The sequence below is a fragment of the Staphylococcus sp. GDY8P72P genome, from assembly GCF_016890655.1.
Taxonomy (GTDB): Bacteria; Bacillota; Bacilli; order Staphylococcales; family Staphylococcaceae; genus Staphylococcus; species Staphylococcus arlettae.
Genome location: NZ_JAFEQJ010000028.1, coordinates 77,894 through 101,523, shown reverse-complemented (window position 1 = coordinate 101,523; position 23,630 = coordinate 77,894). Strand labels below are relative to the sequence as shown.

The following is a 23,630-nucleotide window of genomic DNA, read 5'->3' as shown; positions in this document are numbered from 1 at the left end:
AAGCTTGGTTTGAAGCGCAATTTCAATGCAGTCAGCTACTGCCCATATGAAAAAAGACTAGGACAATCTATATTGTCCCAGCCTCTTTGATGTTATTTAATTCTCAATTATATCTAAAATTTCACCAGTACGTGCATCTGCATAAAAATCATAATATGTACATGTATCATTTTTAATTGTAGTGATACCACCTTGATAAACAATATAATCATGACCAGCTTTATTATACTGTAATGGTTGCTGAACAATATATGAACCAGCAACGTGCATGAAATACGTTTTTACTTCACTAAGTATTTTATCTGGATTTACAGTGCGCTTATTATAGAGTCGTTTAATTAAATAAAACATCCCAATACTTACAATAAATGATATTGCTGCAATAATACACCAATTTTTTTTGTTAAACATCATATCATCTACCCCCAACGAATTCATATTATTAGTTTACCATAATGATGATGATATAATAACTATTAAGGAGTGAGTAAACTTGAATTTAGATCAAAATAAGACTTTAGAACGAATGAAAATATTAACGGAGTTACACGGTGCTCCAGGATTTGAAAGTGATGTACGAAATTATCTTAAAGAAGAGATGGCACCATTTGTCGACGAATTTGTACAAGATCGCATGGGAGCAATATACGGTGTGAAACGTTCAAAATCAGCTGATGCCAAAAGAGTGATGGTTGCAGCACATATGGATGAAGTTGGTTTTATGATTACCAATATTACTTCAAACGGTTTACTCCAATTTACTAATCTAGGCGGAATAGCTAATGACATTTGGCAAGGCCAACGTTTAAAAGTTAAAACACGAAATGGTGAAGAAATATTAGGCATTGTTGCAAATATACCGAAACATTTTCGCACTGGTAATGAAGGTGCCCCTAAAATTGAAGACTTGCTGCTAGATATTGGTTGTGAAAATTCTGAGCAAGTATCGTCAAGAGGGATAGAAATTGGTGATACTATCGTACCAGAAACGCCATTTACACAATTATCTGAACATCGTTTTGTGAGTAAAGCATGGGATAATCGTTATGGTTGTCTTATTGGCATAGAGTTATTAGAATTAGTACAAGATATGGAGTTAGATGTGGATTTATATGTTGGCGCAAATGTTCAAGAAGAAGTTGGATTACGTGGTGCAAGATCAGCAGCTGAATTAATTGAGCCAGATGTAGCTTTTGTCGTCGATTGCTCACCAGCTAACGATATGAAAGGTAAACAAAACCTTTCAGGCGAACTAGGGGAGGGGACTCTAATTCGTATTAAAGATGGTACTATGATTCTCAAACCTACATTTAGAGATTTTTTATTAAATAAAGCACAAGAACATAATATTAAACATCAATATTACATTTCACCCGGTGGCACAGATGGAGGAGAAATTCATAAAGCTAACCAAGGTGTACCAACTGCTGTTATCGGTGTTTGTGCACGTTACATTCATAGTACCAATGCTGTATTTGATATTCGAGATTATACAGCTGCCAGAGCGTTGTTATTTACTTCAATTAAGGATTTGACTAGTTCACAAATCGAACATTTACAATATAGTTAATTAAGGAGCATATAAACATGAAAAGTTTAGAAAGTGAAAAACAATTTGAAGAATTAAAACAAGCCAAAACTGTATTTTTATTTACCGCAGATTGGTGTCCTGATTGCAAAGTCATCGAACCTGATTTGCCACAGTTAGAAGAAAAATATAATGATTTTAATTTTATTTCTGTTGATAGAGATCAATTTATGGATATTTGTGTTGACCATGGTATTATGGGTATTCCAAGTTTTTTAGTTTATAACGACGGTGAATTATTGGGTAGTTATATTGGAAAAGAACGTAAATCAATTGAACAAATTGATGACTTTATTGCTTCACTATAAATAGATAGTGAGAACGAGTATTGTAAAATGATAAAACTATACCCTTTGAACGTATATTTTTTCTGTTCTAAAGGGTATATTTATTGTAAACTGTATAAAGGCACGAATATAGGAGTGTTAATCAATGAATGTCTTTCAAATGAGAGATAAATTAAAAGAACGTTTAAAGCAATTAGATGTAAAATTTAGTTTTAATCGTGACGATGAAACGTTACGTATATATAGAGTTGATAATGGAAAAGGCGTAACAATTAAATTGAACGCGATTGTTGCAAAATACAAACAACAACAAGAAAAAATTGTAGATGAAATCGTTTATTATGTTGAAGAAGCAATCGGCCAAATGAAGGATGACTCATTAGCAGATTTAGAGCAAGTTAATGTTATGCCGGTGTTACGTGCACCAAGTTTTGCAAAAGAAAACAAAGATGGCGTACCATTTGTGATAGATGAGCATACAGCTGAAACTTATATTTATTATGCAGTTGATTTGGGAAAATCATATCGCTTAATAGATGAAAAACTGTTTCAACAACTAAATATATCTAAACAACAATTAAAAGAAATGGCATTATTTAATGTCCGAAAATTAGAAAACAAATATACAACAGATGAAGTAAAAGGTAATTTATTTTACTTTATTAATTCCAATGATGGTTATGATGCTAGTAGAATTTTAAACACTTCATTTTTAAATGAATTTGAAAAACAATGTGAAGGCGAAATGCTAGTAGCAATTCCACATCAGGATGTGTTGATTGTCGCAGATATAAGAAACAAAACGGGTTATGATGTAATGGCCCATTTAACTATGGAGTTTTTTACTAAAGGACTAGTGCCAATTACTTCATTATCCTTCGGTTACGAAAGTGGTCACTTTGAACCAATATTCATTTTGGGTAAAAATAATAAACAAAAACGTGATCCAAACGTTATTCAAAGATTAGAAGCAACAAGAAAGCAATATGAAAATAAAGATAAAAAATAAGGAGTTTTAAGTATGAACCTTTTTTACAATAAAGAAAAAGTTGGAGATGTAGCATTTTTACAAATCGAGCCACATGAAGGGCCGTTCTCTTATGAAACAAAGGGGAATGTTGTAGAAATTACTGCGGATAATAAAGTAGTAGGATACAATGTTTTCAAAATAGCAGATAAAGTAACAATTACAGATAATGGTCATGTTAAATTGACTGAATCTATTATCGATGCGTTACAAAACGCTATTGTTGAGGCAGGGTTCACTCAACAGTTGAACGCGGACTTGTCTCCAAAATTCGTTGTAGGTTACGTTGAAAGTAAAGATAAACATCCTGATGCGGACAAATTGAGTGTATTAACTGTAGATGTAGCTACTGAAAAATTACAAATTGTGTGCGGAGCACCAAACGTAGAAGCAGGTCAAAAAGTAGTGATTGCAAAAGTTGGTGCGGTTATGCCTAGCGGAATGGTAATAAAAGATGCGGAACTGCGTGGAGTAGCTTCTAGTGGAATGGTGTGCTCAATGAAAGAATTAGACTTACCGAACGCGCCAGCCGAAAAAGGTATCATGGTGTTAGATGATAGTTATACGGTTGGACAAGCATTTTTTGAAGAATAAAAAAGGAGGATGAGCGTATGAGCTGGTTCGATAAATTATTTGGTGAAGAGAACGACTCACAAGACGATTATTTAGCTAAAAGAAATCAACGTCGTCACAAAGCCAAACAAAATCAAAATGATAAAGACTCATTACTTCCTCAAAATAATGATGTATACGAGCGACCTAGAGGTAAATTTAGGTTTCCAATGAGTGGTATAGAAGATACCGACGCCAATCATTCAACTAGCAATGAGCACAAGTCATCTTCTAATGAGCAACAATTTAATGAAGTTACAAATGATGGGAGACAGCGTTCTCGAAGACACAGAAATTCTGCCTATGAACAAAATATTGATAGACAACCAGAATCAACATCAACGACTCATTCATATAAGCAAGCAGAAAGACCAGATAATAAGCAAAATAATAAGAGAATTCGTATTCAAACAGAGGTCTTGAGAGCACAATATTCAACACCATCTTCAGAAAAACCGCATTATCATAAAAGCGATTTTAAAGCGAGTGAAGTACCTTCGGCAATTTTTGGTACTCAAAAGAGACACAAATTAGAAAATGGTGTTATCACAAATAAAGAACTAACATCTGATACAGATACAAATGAGTTATCAAATTCAAACCAAACAATGATGAATGCTCATGAAGTGAAGCAGTCAGATTCTGCGCAACATCAAACTTCAATTGAAAACAATGTTAAAGAAAATGAAAGTTATTCCAATGATGATTTGCTTAGAAAAGGTAATAAGCGCCAAGACCAACAAAACACAGCTGAGCAAAAGCAAGTGAAAAAGGATAACACTGTTAATATTGAAAACTTTTATGCATCACAAATCGTCGAAGAGATTCGACGTGAAAGAGAACGTAAAGTTTTACAAAAGAAACAATTTAAAAAAGCTTTACAACAAAAACGCCAATCACATGAAGATAGTCCTAAAGATAATATCCAAAAAGCTATCGATGAAATGTATGCCAAACAAGCACAACAATATGTTGGAGAAAGTTCGCTAGATGAAGTAGATAGTGATGATTTGTCAAAAGACCAATCAAATACCGAACAACAGCATCAACGAGACACAGAGCATGCATTTGATAATGAGAGTAGCGCTACTGATATTACTGAATCAGAAAACTTTATGTATGAAGAAGTAAATTTAGATAATATTAGTGATGTACAATATGTAGATGATGACCAAACGTCTATTGAAGATACAGAACAACAAGCATCTACTATAGAACCAAGTACTACAGAAAGTACATATGAAGATTCAGTAGAGCAATCAGCAGCTGATGAAGCAATAGCAGATGCAACTTATAGAGAAATATCGGAAGCGTCTACGAATGACCTCGAAGAAACATCACATAAGCAAAATTTTGACCAAGATATTCTAAATGAAGAAGCGGAAGTTGAAGAAACAACGGAAGCCATTAATGAAAATGAACAAGAAGAATTGTCAGAAGACGCTGCTACAGCTAATGTAACTACAAATGTTGAAGATAGCTCTGACGATCACGATGATGCAACTACAGAATTTAATGAAAATCAACATAATGATTTAGACTCGAATGATGCTACTGAACACGTTAACGATGAGGACACGACAATTAATCAGGAAAATGTACAGTATGAAGCTGCTACGTTAAATACAGAAGAAGATGCCGAAACAGATGATTCAGTACACAATAATTCATCTGAAGCACAAAATACGGCTAGTAACACAGCAATAGAAAACAATGTGGATGAAAAGGCGGAACAACAAACGAAAACTGTTCAGCAATCGCAATCTACAGTAAAACGTCCTATTGCTAAAGGTAGTAAACCATTTAATGTAGTTATGACACCTTCTGATAAAAAACGTATGATGGATGCTAATAAAGCAAAAAAAGTAAGTACTAGTACAACAACTTCTTCAAAATCAGTAAATGTACCTGAACTTAAACCTACATCTGACCAATCTAATCAGACGAAGGAAAATTCAGATAGTGCCACAGTTACAAATGAAACAAATAATATTGCAAGTGCGGTAGATTCGACGAGTGAACATCATACTAAGCAGGGTGCAACACATGACCAAACAATAGAGCATAGCACTCAACAAAATGATGTAACTGAAACGACACAAGATACAGAACAACATGAAAGTAAAGAGCAACCACAAGCAACACGTACAATTCGTAGAGGGCCAAGCGTAAAATTACCTGATGTGGCTTTACTAGAATCACCAGAGGAACAAGAAGTAGATGATGCATGGATCGAGGAGAAAAAGCAAGAATTAAACGATGCTTTTTACTACTTTAACGTACCTGCCGAAGTACAAACTGTTACTGAAGGACCAAGTGTAACTCGTTTTGAACTTTCTGTTGAAAAAGGAGTCAAGGTTTCTAGAATTACAGCATTACAAGATGATATTAAAATGGCACTTGCAGCTAAAGATATTCGAATTGAAGCACCAATTCCGGGTACCAGCTTGGTTGGAATTGAAGTACCAAACCAATCTCCAACTAAAGTGAATATAAAATCAATAATTGACAGTGAGCAGTTTAATGATGCCGAATCAAAATTAACTGTAGCTATGGGTTACAGAATTAATAATCAACCATTATTAATGGATATAGCTAAAACACCACATGCGCTAATTGCAGGGGCAACTGGTTCAGGAAAATCGGTATGCATAAATAGCATATTGTTATCACTTTTATATAAAAATCATCCGGAAGAGCTAAAATTACTCTTAATTGATCCAAAAATGGTAGAATTAGCACCATATAATGATTTACCTCATTTAGTGTCGCCAGTTATTACCGATGTCAAAGCAGCAACACAAAGTCTTAAATGGGCTGTTGAAGAGATGGAGCGCAGATATAAATTATTTGCACAATATCACGTTAGAAACATTACTGCTTTTAACAAGAAAGCAGCATATGAAGATAGGTTACCTAAAATTGTTATAGTTATTGATGAGTTAGCCGATTTAATGATGATGGCACCACAAGATGTAGAACAATCTATAGCGCGTATTGCTCAAAAAGCACGTGCTTGTGGTATTCATATGTTAGTAGCAACACAGCGACCATCAGTTAACGTAATTACAGGTTTAATTAAAGCGAATATACCGACAAGAATTGCCTTTATGGTATCTTCAAGCGTTGATTCAAGAACTATTCTTGATAGCGGTGGTGCTGAGAGATTATTAGGCTACGGCGACATGTTGTATCTTGGTAGCGGTATGAATAAACCTATCCGAGTACAAGGTAGCTTTGTTTCAGACGAAGAAATCGATGATGTTGTAGATTATATTAAACAACAACGTCCACCAGAATATTTATTTGAAGAAAAAGAATTATTGAAAAAAACAGAAAGTCCACCACAAGATGATTTATTTGATGATGTATGTCAATTTATGGTGCAAGAAGGCCATATTTCAACATCATTAATACAAAGACATTTCCAAATAGGTTATAATCGTGCCGCTCGAATAGTTGACCAATTAGAACAACTTGGTTATATATCAGAAGCTAATGGTTCTAAACCTAGAGATGTTTATTTAACAGAAACTGATTTAAATGAAATTTAATATATATAAAAGGGAGTGTTCGTATGACACATTATCATTTTGTCGGTATAAAAGGCGCTGGTATGAGTTCACTAGCACAAATCATGCATGATCTTGGCCATGAAGTACAAGGTTCTGATATCGAAAGTTATGTTTTTACAGAGGTTGCATTAAAAAATAAAGGTATAAAAATACTTCCGTTTGATGCCAATAATATCAAGAAAGATATGGTAGTAATTCAAGGCAATGCCTTTCCAGATACACATGAAGAAGTTACAAAAGCGCATGATTTAAATTTAGAAGTAATTCGTTACCATGACTTTTTAGGGCATGTCATTAATCAGTATACTTCTGTAGCAGTAACAGGAGCTCATGGTAAAACGTCAACTACTGGATTATTATCACATGTAATGAACGGCGATAAAAAAACGTCATTTTTAATTGGTGATGGTACTGGTTTAGGTATACCAGCTAGTGAATATTTTGCTTTTGAAGCGTGTGAATACCGAAGACACTTTTTAAGTTATCATCCAGATTATGCTATTATGACTAACATTGATTTTGATCATCCAGACTATTTCAAAGACATCAATGATGTTTTTGATGCATTCCAAGAAATGTCTCGCAATGTCAAAAAAGCAATCATCGCTTGGGGTGATGATGAACATTTACGTAATATTAAAGCAGATGTACCTGTTTATTATTATGGTTTTTCACAAGATGATGATGTATATGCAGCTAATGTACAATTCAATGAAAATGGCACTACATTTGATGTGTATATCAATAACACGTACTATGACACATTCTTATCACCACAATATGGCGACCATAATATTTTAAATAGCTTAGCAGTAATTACTATAAGCTATTTAGAATCTCTTAATGTCGACAATATTAAAGAAGCATTAGAAACATTTGGTGGCGTTAAACGTCGTTTTAATGAAACTAAAGTAGCCAATCAAGTGTTAGTCGATGATTATGCACATCATCCAAGAGAAATTAGTGCTACGATTGAAACAGCAAGAAAAAAATACCCGAACAAAGAGGTTATTGCTGTATTTCAACCACATACATTTAGTAGAACAAAAGCCTTTCTTGAAGAATTTGCAGATTGTTTAAATAAAGCAGACCACACGTATTTATGTGAAATCTTTGGCTCAATTAGAGAAAATACTGGAAATTTAACAATTCAAGATTTACTTCAAAGAATAAATGGTGCTACACTGATAGATGAAGAAAGTGTAGACATATTAGAAAAACATAGCGATGCAGTTATTTTATTCATGGGTGCAGGTGATATTCAAAAAGTTCAACGTGCATATATGGATAATCTTGGCGTTGTTAACGAATTTTAGTATGTTTATGTTAAAATGATTTGGGTATTTAAATAAAATAACAACATATGTTTATTAGGAGGCGTTTTTAATGGAATGGATTTTACCCATTGCTGGGATTATTGCAGCGATAGCTTTTCTTATCTTAGTTATTGGAATCGTTGTGGTTTTAATTTCAGTGAAGAAAAATTTAGATCACGTAGCTAAAACTCTTGATGGTGTTGAAGGACAAATTCAAGGTATTACACGTGAATCAACAGATTTACTTCATAAAGCAAACCGCTTAACTGAAGATATTCAAGGTAAATCTGATCGATTGAATTCAGTGGTTGATGCTGTTAAAGGTATTGGTGATTCAGTACAAACATTAAACGGTTCAGTTGACCGCGTGACTAATTCAATTACGCACAATATTTCTCAAAATGAAGACAAAATTTCTCAAGTTGTACAATGGTCAAATGTGGCAATGGAAATTGCTGACAAATGGCAAAATAGAAGAGGTCGTAGAGAAAGTGCAAACTACAAAACGAGCAGTGTAGCTGGTGACACAAATCATAGCTATACTACACGTGTAGATAATAAATAATTAATAAATATACTTACACAAATGCACTTAAATGGGGTTGTTACTTTATTTAAGTGCATTTGCTATAGGAGGCAAATATTATGGCGTATTATAATCGTGATAACTATGAAAAAAACTTAGAAAGTTATGAAGTTCCTGAAGAGTATAACAATAATGAAGAAAGAAATAATTTTGTCTATGGTTTTGTTGTTGGAGCAGTAATTGGTACAGCAGTCGGCCTAGTTACTACTAAATCTAAATCTAAAAACACTAAAAAAGAAACAACTAGTGATTTTAAATCCAGTATTACGTCACAATCCCAAAATGCTAAACAACAAGCAGACACAGAAGTAAATAATATTAAATCTACTGTGAGTCAATCTGAGCGTGATGCACAAAAAGTCGCTATCCAACAAGAGTCTGCGTCTCATGATTTAGCAAATACGTCTCCAAAAGCTCAAGAAGCAGATACATCATTAGAGAATAATACGTCAGATCAAACAGATAATGACGATGCGAATAAGAGTAATACAGCAGGTGTTGCTGGTGCAGCTGGCGTAGGTGCAGTAACAGGAGCAGCAGGAGCAGCATCTTTTGCACAAGACGAAAACAATAATGCTGACACAGAGCAAAGCACTTCATCTAGTAATGATGTAGAGCCTACTCAAAAAGAAAGAGCAGCACAACAAGAAGCAATTAAAGAAGAGGCTTCAGAAAATAATTTAGCGGAACCTGGGCAATCAAATGAAAATGGTTCCCAAAATGGTAAAGCAGCAGTTGGAGCTGCAGGTGTAGCTGGAGCGGGTGCAGCAGCGGCAACGGGTGCAGCGGCTACAAATAATGATGAGGCTAATGCTAGCTCATCAGAAGAAGCATCAGCAGAAGAACAAAATACTAAAGATACTTCTAACAAAGTAACTGCTGAAGGTTTAGCACAAGCTGCACAGAATAAAAACCATGCTTTACAAAACGACGACACACGCGCACAAAACACAGCTAACTTGCTTGAACCAGAAGCACCCCAAACTACTCAAAAATTTAACACTGTACCTAACCTTGTTACTAAGCAAAGTGATAAAGACAATGCGAACATTGCAGGCGCAGTGACAGGAGGTACTGTATTAGCTGGTGGAGCAGTTGCAAGTACTAGTGAGAATGAGAAAGCACATACAGAAAACAAATCAACTTCAGAGCAATCAACTTCAACTGAACAGCCATCAGCTGAAAAGAGAGTTACGCAAACTCATGAATCAGTATCATTTGAAAATGGTCACATTGTTCATGATAAAGCTACGAATAATTTAACTAATGATCAAAACACAGAAGATTCAACTTCAACAGTGAACTATAAAAAAAATAGAACTTCACAAAGAACAAGTGAAGAAAAAGCTAAAAGTAAAATTGAAAAAAGAACCTTCGACAAGTAAAACTTAAAATAAAAAATTAATTGTTTAAAGTTAAAACTAGTCACATATGTTAAGAGCAGGATAGAAGTCAAACTAACGTCTTGATTTCTATCCTGTTTAATTTTTAATTAACTTTAATTTTAGAATAGTGTGAAATTTACCCTAGCAAATGACAGAAAATTCAGTTAGTATTAGAGTTATTCTATTTTAAACAAGATAAATTTACATTCATGACTTGAACTTAACGTCAGTTATTGTTAGAATTACTTTTAACAAATATTTTATCGCTTTAAAGCAGAATAAAATATAAGTTTTTAAAATCTTCATAGAGGTGAATAAAATGACGGATAAATTACAAGCGTACAGAGATGAAATAGTTGAAATTAATGATGAAATTTTAAAATTATTATCTAAAAGAGGCGAATTAGCACAACAAATTGGAGAAGAAAAAAGTAAACAAGGTACTACGGTTTATGATCCACAACGTGAAAAAGAAATGATCAACATTCTTTTAGATAAAAATGAGGGACCGTTTAATGATAATGTCATTAAGCAATTATTCAAAGAAATTTTTAAAGCCTCTACCGATTTACAAAAATTAGAAAATGAAAAACATTTATATGTGTCTAGAAAATTAAAACCTGAAGATACAATTGTACAATTTGATAACGGTGGCATAATTGGTGATGGCAATAAATCATTCGTGTTTGGCCCATGTTCTGTAGAGTCTCAAGAACAAGTAGATGCAGTGGCTGCTGATTTACATGCCAAAGGTGAAAAATTTATTCGTGGTGGTGCATTCAAACCACGTACATCTCCATATGATTTCCAAGGATTGGGTGTTGAAGGCTTAAAAATATTAAAAAATACTAAAGATAAATACAACTTAAACGTTGTTAGTGAAATCGTTAATCCAGCAGACTTTGAAGTAGCTGATGAATACTTAGACGTATTCCAAATTGGTGCACGTAACATGCAAAACTTTGAATTATTAAAAGAAGCAGGACGTTCTAACAAACCAGTATTATTAAAACGTGGTTTATCTGCAACAATTGAAGAATTCATTTATGCAGCAGAATACATTGCTTCACAAGGTAATAATAATATCATTTTATGTGAACGCGGTATTCGTACTTATGAAAAAGCTACACGTAATACTTTAGATATTTCAGCAGTACCAATCTTAAAACAAGGTACACATTTACCAGTCATGGTTGATGTTACACACAGTACTGGACGTAAAGATATTATGTTACCAACAGCAAAAGCTGGTTTAGCAGTAGGCGCTGACGGTATTATGGCTGAAGTACATCCAGATCCATCTGTAGCATTAAGTGATAGTGGACAACAAATGGATTTAAACGAATTTGATAAGTTCTACAATGAAATAAATCCTTTAGCACAAATGTACAATAGCAAAAAAATAAAATAATAATAGTTATATGATAAAAACCTCTTGTGTTTTTAACTACAGAAATTAGATATTGTATTATCCATGGGATATCGATATCTATAGTAGTGAACATAAGAGGTTTTTTATGATTTTTAAAGCAATAACATAGCTCGCTACGGTTGTGATATATGACATAATTGTGACATTGAAACAAAATTATTTTCCTAGACAATAAAATATGATAAACTTTGAAAATGTAATGAAAACGGGTTATAATGACAAATAAACCGCTTACAAGGAGGAAACTATGACTGTTACAATTTATGACGTAGCGCGTGAGGCTAGAGTATCAATGGCAACAGTATCACGTGTTGTGAATGGCAACCAAAACGTGAAACCAGAAACGCGAGATAAAGTTAACGAAGTAATCAAGAAATTAAACTATAGACCGAATGCAGTAGCACGAGGTTTAGCAAGTAAACGAACAACAACAGTAGGAGTAATCATACCAGATATTTCTAACGTTTATTATTCGCAACTTGCACGTGGATTAGAAGATATTGCGACAATGTACAAATATCATTCAATTATTTCAAATTCTGACAATGATCCAGTCAAAGAAAAAGAAATCTTTAATAATTTATTAAGTAAGCAAGTAGATGGAATTATTTTCTTAGGAGGTACTATCTCTGAAGAAATTAAAGATTTAATTACTAAGTCGTCTGTGCCGGTTGTAGTTTCAGGTACAAACGGTAAAGATGCAGGTATCGCTTCAGTTAATATTGATTTTGAAACAGCTGCACAAGAAATTACAGAGCAGTTAATTTTAAATGGTGCAAAAGAATTCGCTTTTGTTGGTGGTAATTATTCTAAAAAAGCACAAGATGACGTATTAGCTGGTTTAAAAACAGTATTGGCAAAACACCAATTAAATTTAAATGAAGACAACATCTTTAATGGTAATGAAACGTATAAAGATGGGGTACGTGCTTTTGAAGCATTAAATAAAACAAAACCAGATGCAATTCTATCAATCAGTGATGAACAAGCCATTGGTTTAGTGCACAGTGCACAAGACAAAGGTGTGAGTATTCCTGATGACTTGCAAATAGTTAGTTTTAATAACACACGTCTAGTGGAAATGGTAAGACCACAATTATCAAGTGTAATTCAACCATTATATGATATTGGTGCAGTAGGCATGAGATTGCTTACAAAATACATGAATGAGGAAGAAATCGAAGAACCGAATGTTATTTTACCTCATAGAATTGAATATCGTGGTACAACAAAATAAGACACTATAAAAAGCTGACACATTCAACATGTGACAGCTTTTTTATTATATATAAGTAGAATTCAAAGCATTGTAAATGACGGTCTTGAGTCAAATTATACTTTAATTGTTATTCAAACCATGAAGCTACTTGTTTTGCATGTTTCGTATTTAGTGCTGATATTTCTTTTGTTCTAGGAATATAAGGATAATCTGTACATTCATCGGACCAAGTTTTTGGTAAGGAACAGGGTGCATATTGTTGCCATTTAGTAAGCCATTTTTGTGGTAAAGGACCTTGTTGTTTTGGCTCACCAATAAGTGCTAAAAATACGTGTGACCAAGCAAGAGGTACAACTTTCCATATATTATATCCTCCGCCACCAAACATCAGTACTTTCCCATCTGTATACTTATCCGCTAGCATTTTAATATAGTATGGGATTTCATATAGCGCATCAAGTGTACAACTCATATGTGTCAGTGGGTCTAAATAATGAATATCGACCCCATGGACGCTAATAATAATATCAGGTTTAAATGTTTTAATTACCGGTTCAATCGTTTGTTTAAAAGATTCTAAGTATGAATCGTTTTCCGTAAATGGTTCTAAAGGCAAATTAACGGTGTAGCCGAATCCTTGTTCACTACCTCGTTCTGTATAGTGTCCAGAACCCGGAAAGAGAAATTTACCAGTTTCATGTATTGAATAATTTAACACATGATCATTCGTATAAAAACTCCATTGTGTACCGTCTCCGTGATGCGCATCTGTATCGATACATAATACTCTACTATTATATTTTTGTATTAGATGAGCAATAGTAATTGCCACATCGTTATATACACAAAATCCATTTGCTCTACCAGGCAGAGCATGATGTAAGCCTCCACCTAAATGGCATCCATTAGTAACTTTATTAGTCATAATTGCATCAGCTAAATTCAAAGCTCCTCCCACAATACGAGCACTGTGTTGATGCATATGCTTAAACTGCATAGTATCTTCACCATCTAAACCATATTTTCGGGCTTCAACATCGCTTAAAATACCATGTGATGCATGGTGCATAGCTTGTATATAATCATAACTATGTATTAGGGCAATTTCTTCGTCTGATGCAAGTCTCGGTTGTATAAGATGATGGTTATGTAATGCGTTTAAATCAACGAGTAATTCTGTTGTTAATTTTAAACGCATTTGATTGAATGGATGGTCATTTTTAAAACGATATTGTAATAATTCATGTGCATACACATATCCCGTTTTGTTTTCAGTAATCATAAAATTCTCCCCTTTAAAAGAAAAAGCGATTCATAAAACGTATGTCATCAAAAGCTTGTAATTGATCGATAGTAATTCTACTGCCAATTCTTGCCATTAAGCAGTTAGCTGGATGACTAGTAATTTCAGGATCATCTGTTGCGAAAATTTCTAAGTTCCCGTATCCCATCAATTTTTGCATGAGTTTTTTGTACTCGTATACATCGAGACCAGAATTTTTCAAATCCCAGTGCCAATAATATTCTGTTGTGAGTATGATATAATCTTCAATTTCATCGCTCGCAAGACTAGTTTGAATAAGCTCCTTACCTAAATGCAGTTTGCGATAAGGTAAACTAATTTCAATCGCCCCTAATTCGATTAAATATTCTAGCTCCCCTGTAGACCAACGTTCCAATGGATCTGGATAGTGAAAAGTGACATAACCAATAATATGTGACTGCTGCTTTAAGATAAAGATGCGGCCTTCATCTAGTGTGCTTATTTCCTTGATAGCTTCAAATTGTTCATCTGAATATCGGAAAGCAGTTAAACCTTGGTCAAAACTCATTAAATCCAGTTGTGCTTTCGAGACAGGACCTTCAATGATATATTCAACATCATCAATTGAGTACTGTTTTGAGATATAAGTTTTTTTGTGTTCCATAACTCACTCCACCTTCAAACTTAAAATAGATTTAAGGCATTATTTATATTGATTATAATTGAAAATAACATAAATTAACACAGTAATTATTTTTATGTCAGATATTTTTGAAAATTGTGTCTATATTAGATATAATTACACTACAGTATTAGAAAGCGATTTCATTTAGAGGGGGATTTACAATGAAAGTAGAAGTATATAAAGGGGATCAAGGAAACTTTAACCTTACAGACTATGACAAAGTGTACAACAATTTTGACTGGAAAGATGTTGAAAAAGAGTTTTCTTGGTATGACTCTGGTAAAGTAAATATGGCGCATGAATGTATAGACCGCCATGTTGATAATGGCAAGGGCGACAAAATTGCTCTACATTATAAGGACGATAAGAGAAAAGAAAGTTATACTTTTAACGAAATGAAATCAAATGTAAATAAGGCAGCTAATGTGCTTAAAGATAAAGCTAATGTAGAAAAAGGGGACAGAGTGTTTATCTTTATGCCTAGAACACCTGAGTTATACTTTGCATTGTTTGGTATTTTAAAATTAGGTGCCATTGTTGGTCCATTATTCGAAGCATTTATGGAAAAGGCAGTGGCTGATCGTTTAGATAATAGTGATGCCAAAGTAATTGTAACCACGAATGCGTTGTTACCTAGAATCCCGCAAGAAAAGTTACCTAATCTTGAAACTATTATTGTTGTGGATGAAGAAGTAGAAAATGGTTATGTTGACTTTAATAAGGAATTAAAAGTAGCAAGTGATCAAATAGAAACAGAGTGGTTAAACTTAGATGATGGTCTTATTTTACACTACACATCTGGTTCAACTGGTCAGCCTAAAGGCGTGTTACACGTACAAAGAGCTATGCTAGTACATTATATTTCAGGTAAATACGTATTAGATATGCAAGAAGATGATGTATATTGGTGTACAGCTGACCCTGGCTGGGTGACGGGTACATCTTATGGTATCTTTAGTCCATGGCTAAATGGTGTTACAAACTGTATTGCAGGGGGACGTTTTTCTCCTGAAGCATGGTATAACATGATTGATGAATTTAATGTCACAATTTGGTATACCGCACCAACAGCATTGCGTATGTTAATGAGTGCTGGTGATGATGTTATTAAAAAATACGATTTATCATCGCTAAAAACTATTTTATCAGTCGGTGAACCATTAAACCCTGAAGTTATTAAATGGGCATATGATGTATTTGGTAAACGTGTATTAGATACATGGTGGATGACTGAAACAGGTGGCCATATGATTGTAAATTACCCATCAATGGATATTAAATTAGGTTCTATGGGAAAACCATTGCCAGGAATTGAAGCATCTATTATTGATGATCAAGGTAATGAATTGCCTGTGAACAGAATGGGAAATTTAGCGATTAAAAAAGGCTGGCCATCAATGATGACGGCTGTCTGGAAGAATCCGGAAAAATATGAATCTTATTTCATTGGAGATTGGTATGTATCTGGTGACTCAGCTTATATGGATGAAGATGGTTACTTTTGGTTCCAAGGTCGTGTTGATGATGTAATTATGACAGCAGGTGAACGTGTCGGACCATTTGAAGTTGAATCAAAATTAGTAGAACATGAAGCTGTAGCAGAAGCTGGTGTAATCGGCAAACCTGATCCTGTAAGAGGCGAAATTATTAAAGCATTTGTTGCATTAATTCCAGGTCAAGAACCTTCAGATGAACTAAAAGAAGATATTCGCGTATTTGTCAAAGAAGGATTAGCAGCACATGCGGCGCCTAGAGAAATTGAATTTAAAGATAAATTACCAAAAACACGTTCTGGTAAAATTATGAGACGTGTATTAAAAGCTTGGGAATTAGATTTACCAGCTGGTGATTTAAGCACAATGGAAGATTAAAATTGACATCGCTTTTTAAATAAAAAAGTGGCAATTATTTTTAATAAAAAAGACTAGAATGGCATTGCTGTTCTAGTCTTTTGTCATGTTGTACATTAGGTGATAAAAAGAAAATTAATGTAAGCGCTATCTTAAATTGTCGACAATATTGCTTAAGTTCGTTAATATAAATATGGAAGAACTTTTTAGATGATACTCATTTGTGATACCATCGAATTAATTTATTACAAGGGGCGAATTTAGTTGGCACATTTATCTGATTTAGAAATTGCAAATCAATCAACATTAAAACCAATTGGTGATATTGCTGAAAAGGCAGGTATACCTGCTGACGCTTTAGAGCAATATGGTCATTACAAAGCGAAAGTTGATATTAACAAGATTGATAAAAAAGACAAAGGCAAAGTTGTACTAGTTACAGCGATGAGCCCAACACCTGCAGGAGAAGGTAAATCAACAGTGACTGTTGGTCTATCAGATGCATTTAACCAATTGAAAAAGAATGTAATGGTGGCATTAAGAGAGCCAGCGTTAGGTCCAACATTTGGTATTAAGGGTGGCGCTACTGGCGGCGGATATGCTCAAGTCTTACCTATGGAAGATATTAACTTACACTTTAATGGTGATTTTCACGCAATTACAACAGCAAATAATGCATTATCTGCATTTATAGACAATCATATCCATCAGGGAAATGAATTAGATATTGACCAACGTAGAATCGAATGGAAACGTGTCTTAGACATGAATGATCGAGCACTACGTCAAATTATCGTCGGTCTAGGTGGACCAACACAAGGTGTACCACGTGAAGATGGCTTTAATATAACTGTTGCATCTGAAATTATGGCAATATTATGTTTAGCGACTGGCATTAAGGATCTTAAAGAAAAAATTAGCAAAATTACAATAGGCTATACTAAAGACCGTAAACCTGTATCAGTAGCTGATTTAAAAGTTGAAGGTGCCTTAGCTATGATTCTTAAAGATGCCATTAAACCAAACTTAGTACAAACAATTGAAGGTACACCAGCACTTGTACATGGTGGACCATTTGCTAATATTGCACATGGATGTAATTCAATCTTAGCAACAGAAACAGCTCGAGATTTAGCGGATATTGTAGTAACTGAAGCTGGATTTGGTTCAGACTTAGGTGCAGAGAAATTTATCGATATTAAAGCACGCGAAGCAGGTTTCGAACCGTCAGCAGTAGTAGTAGTAGCTACAATAAGAGCGTTAAAAATGCATGGTGGTGTAGCTAAAGATCAGTTGAAAAATGAAAATGTATCAGCGCTTCAAGACGGTATTGTCAATTTAGAACGACATGTAGATAATGTGAAAAAATATGGTCTGGAACCTGTTATTGCATTAAATGCATTTGTTCATGATACCGAAGCTGAAACAGAGTTTGTTATTAACTGGGCGAAAGAGAAAGGCGTACGCTTATCATTAACAGAGGTATGGGAAAAAGGCGGTCAAGGTGGAATTGACTTAGCACAAAATGTCTTAGAGGTTATCGAAGAGCCTCAATCATTTAAACATTTGTATGATTTAGACTTACCATTAGAAGAAAAAGTTGAAACAATTGTGAAAGAAATTTATGGTGGTAGTAAAGTGACATTTACATCTAAAGCCCAAAAACAATTACAATCATTTAAAGATAATGGTTGGGATAATTATCCAATTTGTATGGCAAAAACACAATATTCATTTACAGATGATCAAACACAATTAGGTGCACCATCTGACTTTGAAATTACGATTCGTGAATTAGAAGCCAAAACTGGTGCTGGATTTGTTGTTGCACTAACTGGTGCAATTATGACTATGCCAGGTTTACCTAAAAAACCAGCAGCATTAAATATGGATGTTACAGACGATGGACATGCCCAAGGCTTATTCTAACGATAAGCTATAACTTGTTATATGTTATTCATAATAAAGGTAGAACTGAACACTACAGAATGTAGGTTCAGTTCTACCTTTTACTTTAATTCTTATTCACAGCTTTGTAATTTCTGTTTTAAATTCTCTTGTTCTGCTTTATTAAACGTTGCTTTTGAAATTTTGTCTTCAACAAGCATTCGTTTTAACACATAGTGTTGACGATCTAAACCTATCTGTAATTCGTCATTCGACTTTAACTGGCCATTTTCTTGATAGGGAGTGTATAAGTATGGACTTTGTAACAAACCTACAATGTAAGCTGATTCTGCCACAGTTAAATTATTTGAAGATTTACCAAATAAACTAAAAGACGCAGACGCTATACCAGTTATATTAGCACCGTGGCTATCTCTGCCAAATGGAACGATATTAAGATAGGTATACAAGATTTCTTGTTTACTTAATAGTTGTTCTGTGCGCATTGCCAGTACTAACTCATTCGCTTTTCTATTGTAAGTTTTTTGATTGGATAAGATTTGATTTTTTACTAATTGTTGGGTAATGGTACTTCCACCAGATGATATTTCTGTATTGAAAATATCTTGACCCACCGCACGTAATAATGCTTTAGGTAAAATACCATTATGTTTAAAATATAAACTATCTTCTGATGATGTTAATGCTTTAATGACATTTTCATTGACATGAGCTGGGCCAACGATCAAAGTATTAGTTGTATTATTATATGCAGCTAACACAGAATCATTCTTAAAATCTAGTGCTTCACTACCAGGAAAATCAAGTAATTGTGTTTTTAATTCATGGTCCGTCATATGTGATGCTTCTTTGGTAATATGATCAAAATAAATGACTGAGGCAGCTAATAAAATGATTGAAATTGAAGCCATGATAATAAAAGTACCTATAAACAAATACTTGAGTTTTTTATAAAGTTTTTCGAACTGTTCCATTTTATGAACATGATCATTATGTGTATTTACTTTATGATCTATGTGACTCTGTTTCATTAGCTACCTCCTTATATTGTATACATTATAACATAGAATATTATTGACTTTTAAAATTGAGTTACTTATAATAAGATTCAATTCGATATTATTTTTGGATTAAAGGAGAAGTAGCTGATTAATAATCTTCAGAGAGATAGTGGTCGCTGTGAACTATCGTTTGTTATTGAGTGAATACACCTTGCTTGTTTACAAACATAATCCAACGTTTGAGTTAATGAACGTATCATTAATAAAGTTGATGGACTTAAAGTTTGGTGGTACCGTGCATATGCGCCCTTACATTTCGTAAGGGCGTATTTTTTTGGTTATAAAACTTAATTCAAAAATAATAAGATATTAATAGGAGGGTTTATCATGGCAAATGCATTAATTGAAGATTTACAATGGCGAGGTCTAATATACCAACAGACTGATGAATCAAATTTAGAAGCGTTATTAAATAAAGAGCAAGTATCATTATATTGTGGCGCTGACCCAACGGCTGATAGTCTACACATTGGTCATTTATTACCATTTTTAACGTTACGCCGTTTCCAAAATCATGGTCATCGACCAATAGTTTTACTTGGTGGTGGTACTGGAATGATTGGAGACCCGTCAGGTAAATCCGAAGAACGTGTTTTACAAACAGAAGAACAGGTGGAGCAAAACGTTGCTGGCATTGCACAACAAATGCACAAATTATTTGAATTTGAGACAGAAAAAGGTGCGCAACTCGTAAATAACAAAGATTGGTTAGGAAAGATTTCTTTAATCGACTTTTTAAGAGACTACGGTAAACATGTCGGCGTCAATTATATGTTAGCAAAAGATTCAATTCAATCACGCTTAGAAAATGGTATATCATTTACCGAATTCACATATACTATATTACAAGCCATTGATTTTGGTCATTTAAATCAAACTTACAACTGTAAAGTGCAAGTAGGGGGATCTGATCAATGGGGCAATATAACTAGTGGTATCGAATTAATGAGACGTATGTATGGTCAAACAGAAGCATATGGTTTAACAATTCCATTAGTTGTTAAATCTGATGGTAAAAAGTTTGGTAAATCTGAAGGAGGAGCTATTTGGTTAGACTCAGCTAAAACAAGTCCTTACGAGTTTTACCAATTTTGGATCAATACTTCAGATGATGATGTCATTAAGTTCTTAAAATACTTTACATTTTTAGAGCACTCTGAAATCGAACGTCTGGAGCAATCATTGCAAGAAGCACCGCATTTAAGAGAAGCACAAAAAGCCTTAGCTGAAAATGTGACAGCATTTATTCACGGTGAAGATGCATTAAATGATGCCATTCGTATTTCACAAGCATTATTCAGTGGCGATTTAAAAGCTTTATCATCACAAGAATTAAAAGAAGGCTTTAAAGATGTGCCACAAGTAACATTGAGCCATGATACAACAAATATCGTAGAAGCTATTGTAGAAAGTGGTATTTCATCTTCAAAACGTCAAGCTCGTGAAGATGTTACGAATGGTGCCATTTATATAAATGGGGAACGTCAACAAGATGTAGGATATACATTTACAGCAGCAGATAAAATTGATAATGAATTCACTATTATTCGTCGAGGCAAAAAGAAATACTTTATGGTAAATTACAAATAAAATTTCTCTCTAACATATTATTTTATAGACATTAAATAAGGCTCAAACCTATATATAGGTTTGAGCCTGTTTATATTTATGGCATTAAACTACTGTCGTCACTTTGACTTGAATTGGACTCTTTTGAAGAATCTTTAGAAGTGTTAAGTTCTTTTAATGTAATATCTACAGTTTGTGTCTTACCTTTACGTTCGATGGTAATTGTTACTTCGTCTCCAGGTTTTTTATGTTGATATAAGTAAGATTTTAAATCAGTATCTTCTTTGACGTCTTGATCATCGATTTTAGTAATAATATCGCCTTCTTTTAGACCGTTATCTCCATCGACTTTTGCAACATAGACACCATCTTTACGATTGGTTTCTAATTCTTTTTTGTATTCTTCTGGAATATCACTTAAATTGAGCAAGCCAATACCAATTGATGGGCGTTCAACTTCTCCTTTTTCGACTAACTCTTTAATTGTTACTTTGACTTCATTACTTGGTATAGCAAAGCCAATACCTTCAACTTGTTCGCTAGCAATCTTCATTGAGTTAATTCCTACAAGATTACCGTTGATATCGACTAAGGCACCACCTGAATTACCTGGATTAATAGCGGCGTCTGTTTGTAGTACATTTACTTTGTTATTACCAGCAGAAGTTTGTGTATCAATTGTGCGTTCGCTTGCAGAAATGATACCTGACGTAACCGAATTAGCAAATTCTAGGCCAAGTGGGTTACCCATTGCGAATACACTATCACCTGTTTTTACTTTTGAGGAATTAGCGAATTTTATTGCTTTTGTGCCTTCAGTGTCATTGATTTTTAACACTGCGATATCTGTAAGTGCATCTTTACCTACTAATTTCGCATTAACTTGTTTGGAATTATGTAGTTGGACTTTGATATCACTGGCACCATCAATAACGTGATTATTAGTTACTATATATGCAGAACCATTACTTTTTTGATAAATAACCCCAGAACCTACACCAGCTTCTTGTGATTTAGATGATTTACCTTGTAACAAATCATTGAGGTTTTGTGCTTTCTGCATATTGATTACACCTACGATTGCTGGCGACACATTATTAATCATTTGATTAACAGAATTATATTTATCGCTTTTACCATCTAAGGTATTGCCACCTTTACTGTTAGATGTTTCTTCTACAGTTGCACCATCATGATTAGTAATTGTCCCATTAAAAATCTTTCCAATACCAAGGACTAATAAAGCGCCTAAAACACCAGCGATTAATGCTACTATAATTGTTTTGAACCATGGGAATTTTGGTTTTCTTGGCTGTATTTGTTGATAATTATAGTTATTATGTTCTGCTGATGAATTAGTTTGATTATTATTATTTTTTTGCTCATGACTGTTATAAAAATCTGACATATTTTACCTCCTGAATCATACACTATAACTATATTATGAAAGGTATATTGCTTTTTTTCTAGTATATTGCTATCGTACTTTAGACTGATTTAGATATTTTCTTGTTTGAAACATAACTAAGTGATAGAATCTATAAGGAAGTATAAGGCAAAAAGAGTAGGTGAAAGCATGTATAAATTTATTAGTTCAATTTTATATTGGATTATAGTAAAAGTTAGTAAATCACTTGTTGTACAAGGTAAAGAACATATACCACAATTACATAGATATGTAGTCACTTGTACGCATGAAAGCTATAATGAAGTAATTATGTTAGGTATGTCTATTTACCCAAATCAAATTCATTATATGGCAAAAAAAGAATTATTTATAAATAAATGGTTTGGAAAGTTTTTAAAATCACTAAATGCATTTCCTGTAGATAGAGAAAATCCAGGACCAAGTACGTTAAAACGACCGATTAAACTATTAAAAGAAAATAAAACAGTAGGTATTTTTCCAACAGGCCAACGTGCCGAGTTTACTGAAGACGCTCCTTTAAAGCGAGGTGCAGTGACAATTGCTATGATGGGTGGAGCACCTATTTTACCAGCTGCCTATGTTGGACCTAAAGAAATTAAAGGGCTGATTACGGATACAGCATATATTAAATTTGGTGAACCTATTGAAACGAAAAATTTACCTAAATCAATGAAACGTAATGAAAAATTAGAATATTTAACAAAAGAATTAGAAAATAGAACAAGACAATTACAAAATGAATTAAATGAATATGTAAACCAAAAGTAAGTTATAATTTTCATTAATAAAATTAAAATTATGAAGATGGTGCGATTTTGAATTTAATTGTGTTATTAT

The 23,630-nt window shown here is 33.7% G+C and carries 19 protein-coding genes; 14 read left to right on the top strand and 5 right to left on the bottom strand.

Annotated features, from left to right (window positions below; all coding sequences use genetic code 11):
* Positions 1-96 precede the first annotated feature (96 nt).
* Positions 97-414, bottom strand: coding sequence for a PepSY domain-containing protein (locus JVU85_RS11510; RefSeq protein ID WP_002510195.1), 318 nt, complete (start codon positions 412-414; stop codon positions 97-99).
* A gap of 112 nt (positions 415-526) precedes the next feature.
* On the opposite strand from JVU85_RS11510, the gene JVU85_RS11505 reads away from it, so the two are divergent.
* The 10 genes from JVU85_RS11505 (at position 527) to ccpA (ending at position 13,045) form a co-directional block, all read left to right on the top strand.
* Positions 527-1,570, top strand: coding sequence for a M42 family metallopeptidase (locus tag JVU85_RS11505; RefSeq protein ID WP_369946024.1), 1,044 nt, complete (start codon positions 527-529; stop codon positions 1,568-1,570).
* Positions 1,571-1,587: 17 nt separating this feature from the next.
* The gene (locus JVU85_RS11500; protein ID WP_002510197.1) at positions 1,588-1,896 is read left to right on the top strand and encodes a thioredoxin family protein; all 309 of its coding nucleotides are present in this window, start codon (positions 1,588-1,590) and stop codon (positions 1,894-1,896) included.
* 124 nt (positions 1,897-2,020) lie between these two features.
* A complete protein-coding gene (locus JVU85_RS11495) occupies positions 2,021-2,884 on the top strand; it encodes a DUF1444 domain-containing protein (RefSeq protein ID WP_142019577.1) in 864 nt (287 codons plus the stop codon).
* A 12-nt stretch (positions 2,885-2,896) separates the two neighbouring features.
* A complete protein-coding gene (gene ytpR / locus JVU85_RS11490; RefSeq protein ID WP_103387803.1) occupies positions 2,897-3,496 on the top strand; it encodes a YtpR family tRNA-binding protein in 600 nt (199 codons plus the stop codon).
* 17 nt (positions 3,497-3,513) lie between these two features.
* Entirely contained in the window at positions 3,514-7,068 is a 3,555-nt protein-coding gene (locus JVU85_RS11485) for a DNA translocase FtsK (RefSeq protein WP_107377084.1), read from the top strand.
* Between the two features lie 23 nt (positions 7,069-7,091).
* Positions 7,092-8,405, top strand: coding sequence for a UDP-N-acetylmuramate--L-alanine ligase (gene murC / locus JVU85_RS11480; RefSeq protein ID WP_107376794.1), 1,314 nt, complete (start codon positions 7,092-7,094; stop codon positions 8,403-8,405).
* A gap of 70 nt (positions 8,406-8,475) precedes the next feature.
* The gene (locus JVU85_RS11475; protein ID WP_002510202.1) at positions 8,476-8,970 is read left to right on the top strand and encodes a DUF948 domain-containing protein; all 495 of its coding nucleotides are present in this window, start codon (positions 8,476-8,478) and stop codon (positions 8,968-8,970) included.
* Positions 8,971-9,050: 80 nt separating this feature from the next.
* Positions 9,051-10,376: a hypothetical protein gene (locus tag JVU85_RS11470; RefSeq protein ID WP_142019579.1), complete on the top strand. Its 1,326-nt coding sequence runs from the start codon at positions 9,051-9,053 to the stop codon at positions 10,374-10,376.
* A 319-nt stretch (positions 10,377-10,695) separates the two neighbouring features.
* The gene (locus JVU85_RS11465) at positions 10,696-11,787 is read left to right on the top strand and encodes a bifunctional 3-deoxy-7-phosphoheptulonate synthase/chorismate mutase (protein ID WP_204171696.1); all 1,092 of its coding nucleotides are present in this window, start codon (positions 10,696-10,698) and stop codon (positions 11,785-11,787) included.
* A gap of 268 nt (positions 11,788-12,055) precedes the next feature.
* Entirely contained in the window at positions 12,056-13,045 is a 990-nt protein-coding gene (gene ccpA, locus JVU85_RS11460; protein WP_142019580.1) for a catabolite control protein A, read from the top strand.
* A gap of 109 nt (positions 13,046-13,154) precedes the next feature.
* On the opposite strand, the gene JVU85_RS11455 is transcribed toward ccpA, so the two are convergent.
* Positions 13,155-14,309: an acetoin utilization protein AcuC gene (locus JVU85_RS11455; RefSeq protein ID WP_002510206.1), complete on the bottom strand. Its 1,155-nt coding sequence runs from the start codon at positions 14,307-14,309 to the stop codon at positions 13,155-13,157.
* A 13-nt stretch (positions 14,310-14,322) separates the two neighbouring features.
* The gene (locus JVU85_RS11450; protein WP_107373993.1) at positions 14,323-14,955 is read right to left on the bottom strand and encodes a GNAT family N-acetyltransferase; all 633 of its coding nucleotides are present in this window, start codon (positions 14,953-14,955) and stop codon (positions 14,323-14,325) included.
* 182 nt (positions 14,956-15,137) lie between these two features.
* Here JVU85_RS11450 and acsA point away from each other — a divergent pair, with 182 nt between their 5' ends.
* Both acsA and JVU85_RS11440 read left to right on the top strand, forming a co-directional pair.
* A complete protein-coding gene (gene acsA / locus JVU85_RS11445) occupies positions 15,138-16,847 on the top strand; it encodes an acetate--CoA ligase (protein ID WP_107376792.1) in 1,710 nt (569 codons plus the stop codon).
* 243 nt (positions 16,848-17,090) lie between these two features.
* Positions 17,091-18,755 carry a formate--tetrahydrofolate ligase gene (locus tag JVU85_RS11440; RefSeq protein WP_107399581.1) on the top strand — a complete coding sequence of 555 codons (1,665 nt, stop codon included), beginning with the start codon at positions 17,091-17,093 and terminating at the stop codon, positions 18,753-18,755.
* 92 nt (positions 18,756-18,847) lie between these two features.
* On the opposite strand, the gene JVU85_RS11435 is transcribed toward JVU85_RS11440, so the two are convergent.
* Positions 18,848-19,765, bottom strand: a complete 918-nt coding sequence (locus JVU85_RS11435) for a biosynthetic peptidoglycan transglycosylase (RefSeq protein WP_228070288.1) — start codon at positions 19,763-19,765, stop codon at positions 18,848-18,850.
* A gap of 357 nt (positions 19,766-20,122) precedes the next feature.
* On the opposite strand from JVU85_RS11435, the gene tyrS reads away from it, so the two are divergent.
* Positions 20,123-21,385, top strand: a complete 1,263-nt coding sequence (gene tyrS, locus JVU85_RS11430) for a tyrosine--tRNA ligase (protein ID WP_002510211.1) — start codon at positions 20,123-20,125, stop codon at positions 21,383-21,385.
* A gap of 76 nt (positions 21,386-21,461) precedes the next feature.
* Here tyrS and JVU85_RS11425 read toward each other — a convergent pair whose 3' ends face one another.
* Positions 21,462-22,772, bottom strand: a complete 1,311-nt coding sequence (locus JVU85_RS11425) for a S1C family serine protease (RefSeq protein ID WP_002510212.1) — start codon at positions 22,770-22,772, stop codon at positions 21,462-21,464.
* Positions 22,773-22,940: 168 nt separating this feature from the next.
* Here JVU85_RS11425 and JVU85_RS11420 point away from each other — a divergent pair, with 168 nt between their 5' ends.
* Positions 22,941-23,561 (top strand): lysophospholipid acyltransferase family protein, encoded by a 621-nt coding sequence (locus JVU85_RS11420; RefSeq protein ID WP_002510213.1) that lies wholly within the window; start codon positions 22,941-22,943, stop codon positions 23,559-23,561.
* Positions 23,562-23,630 lie beyond the last annotated feature (69 nt).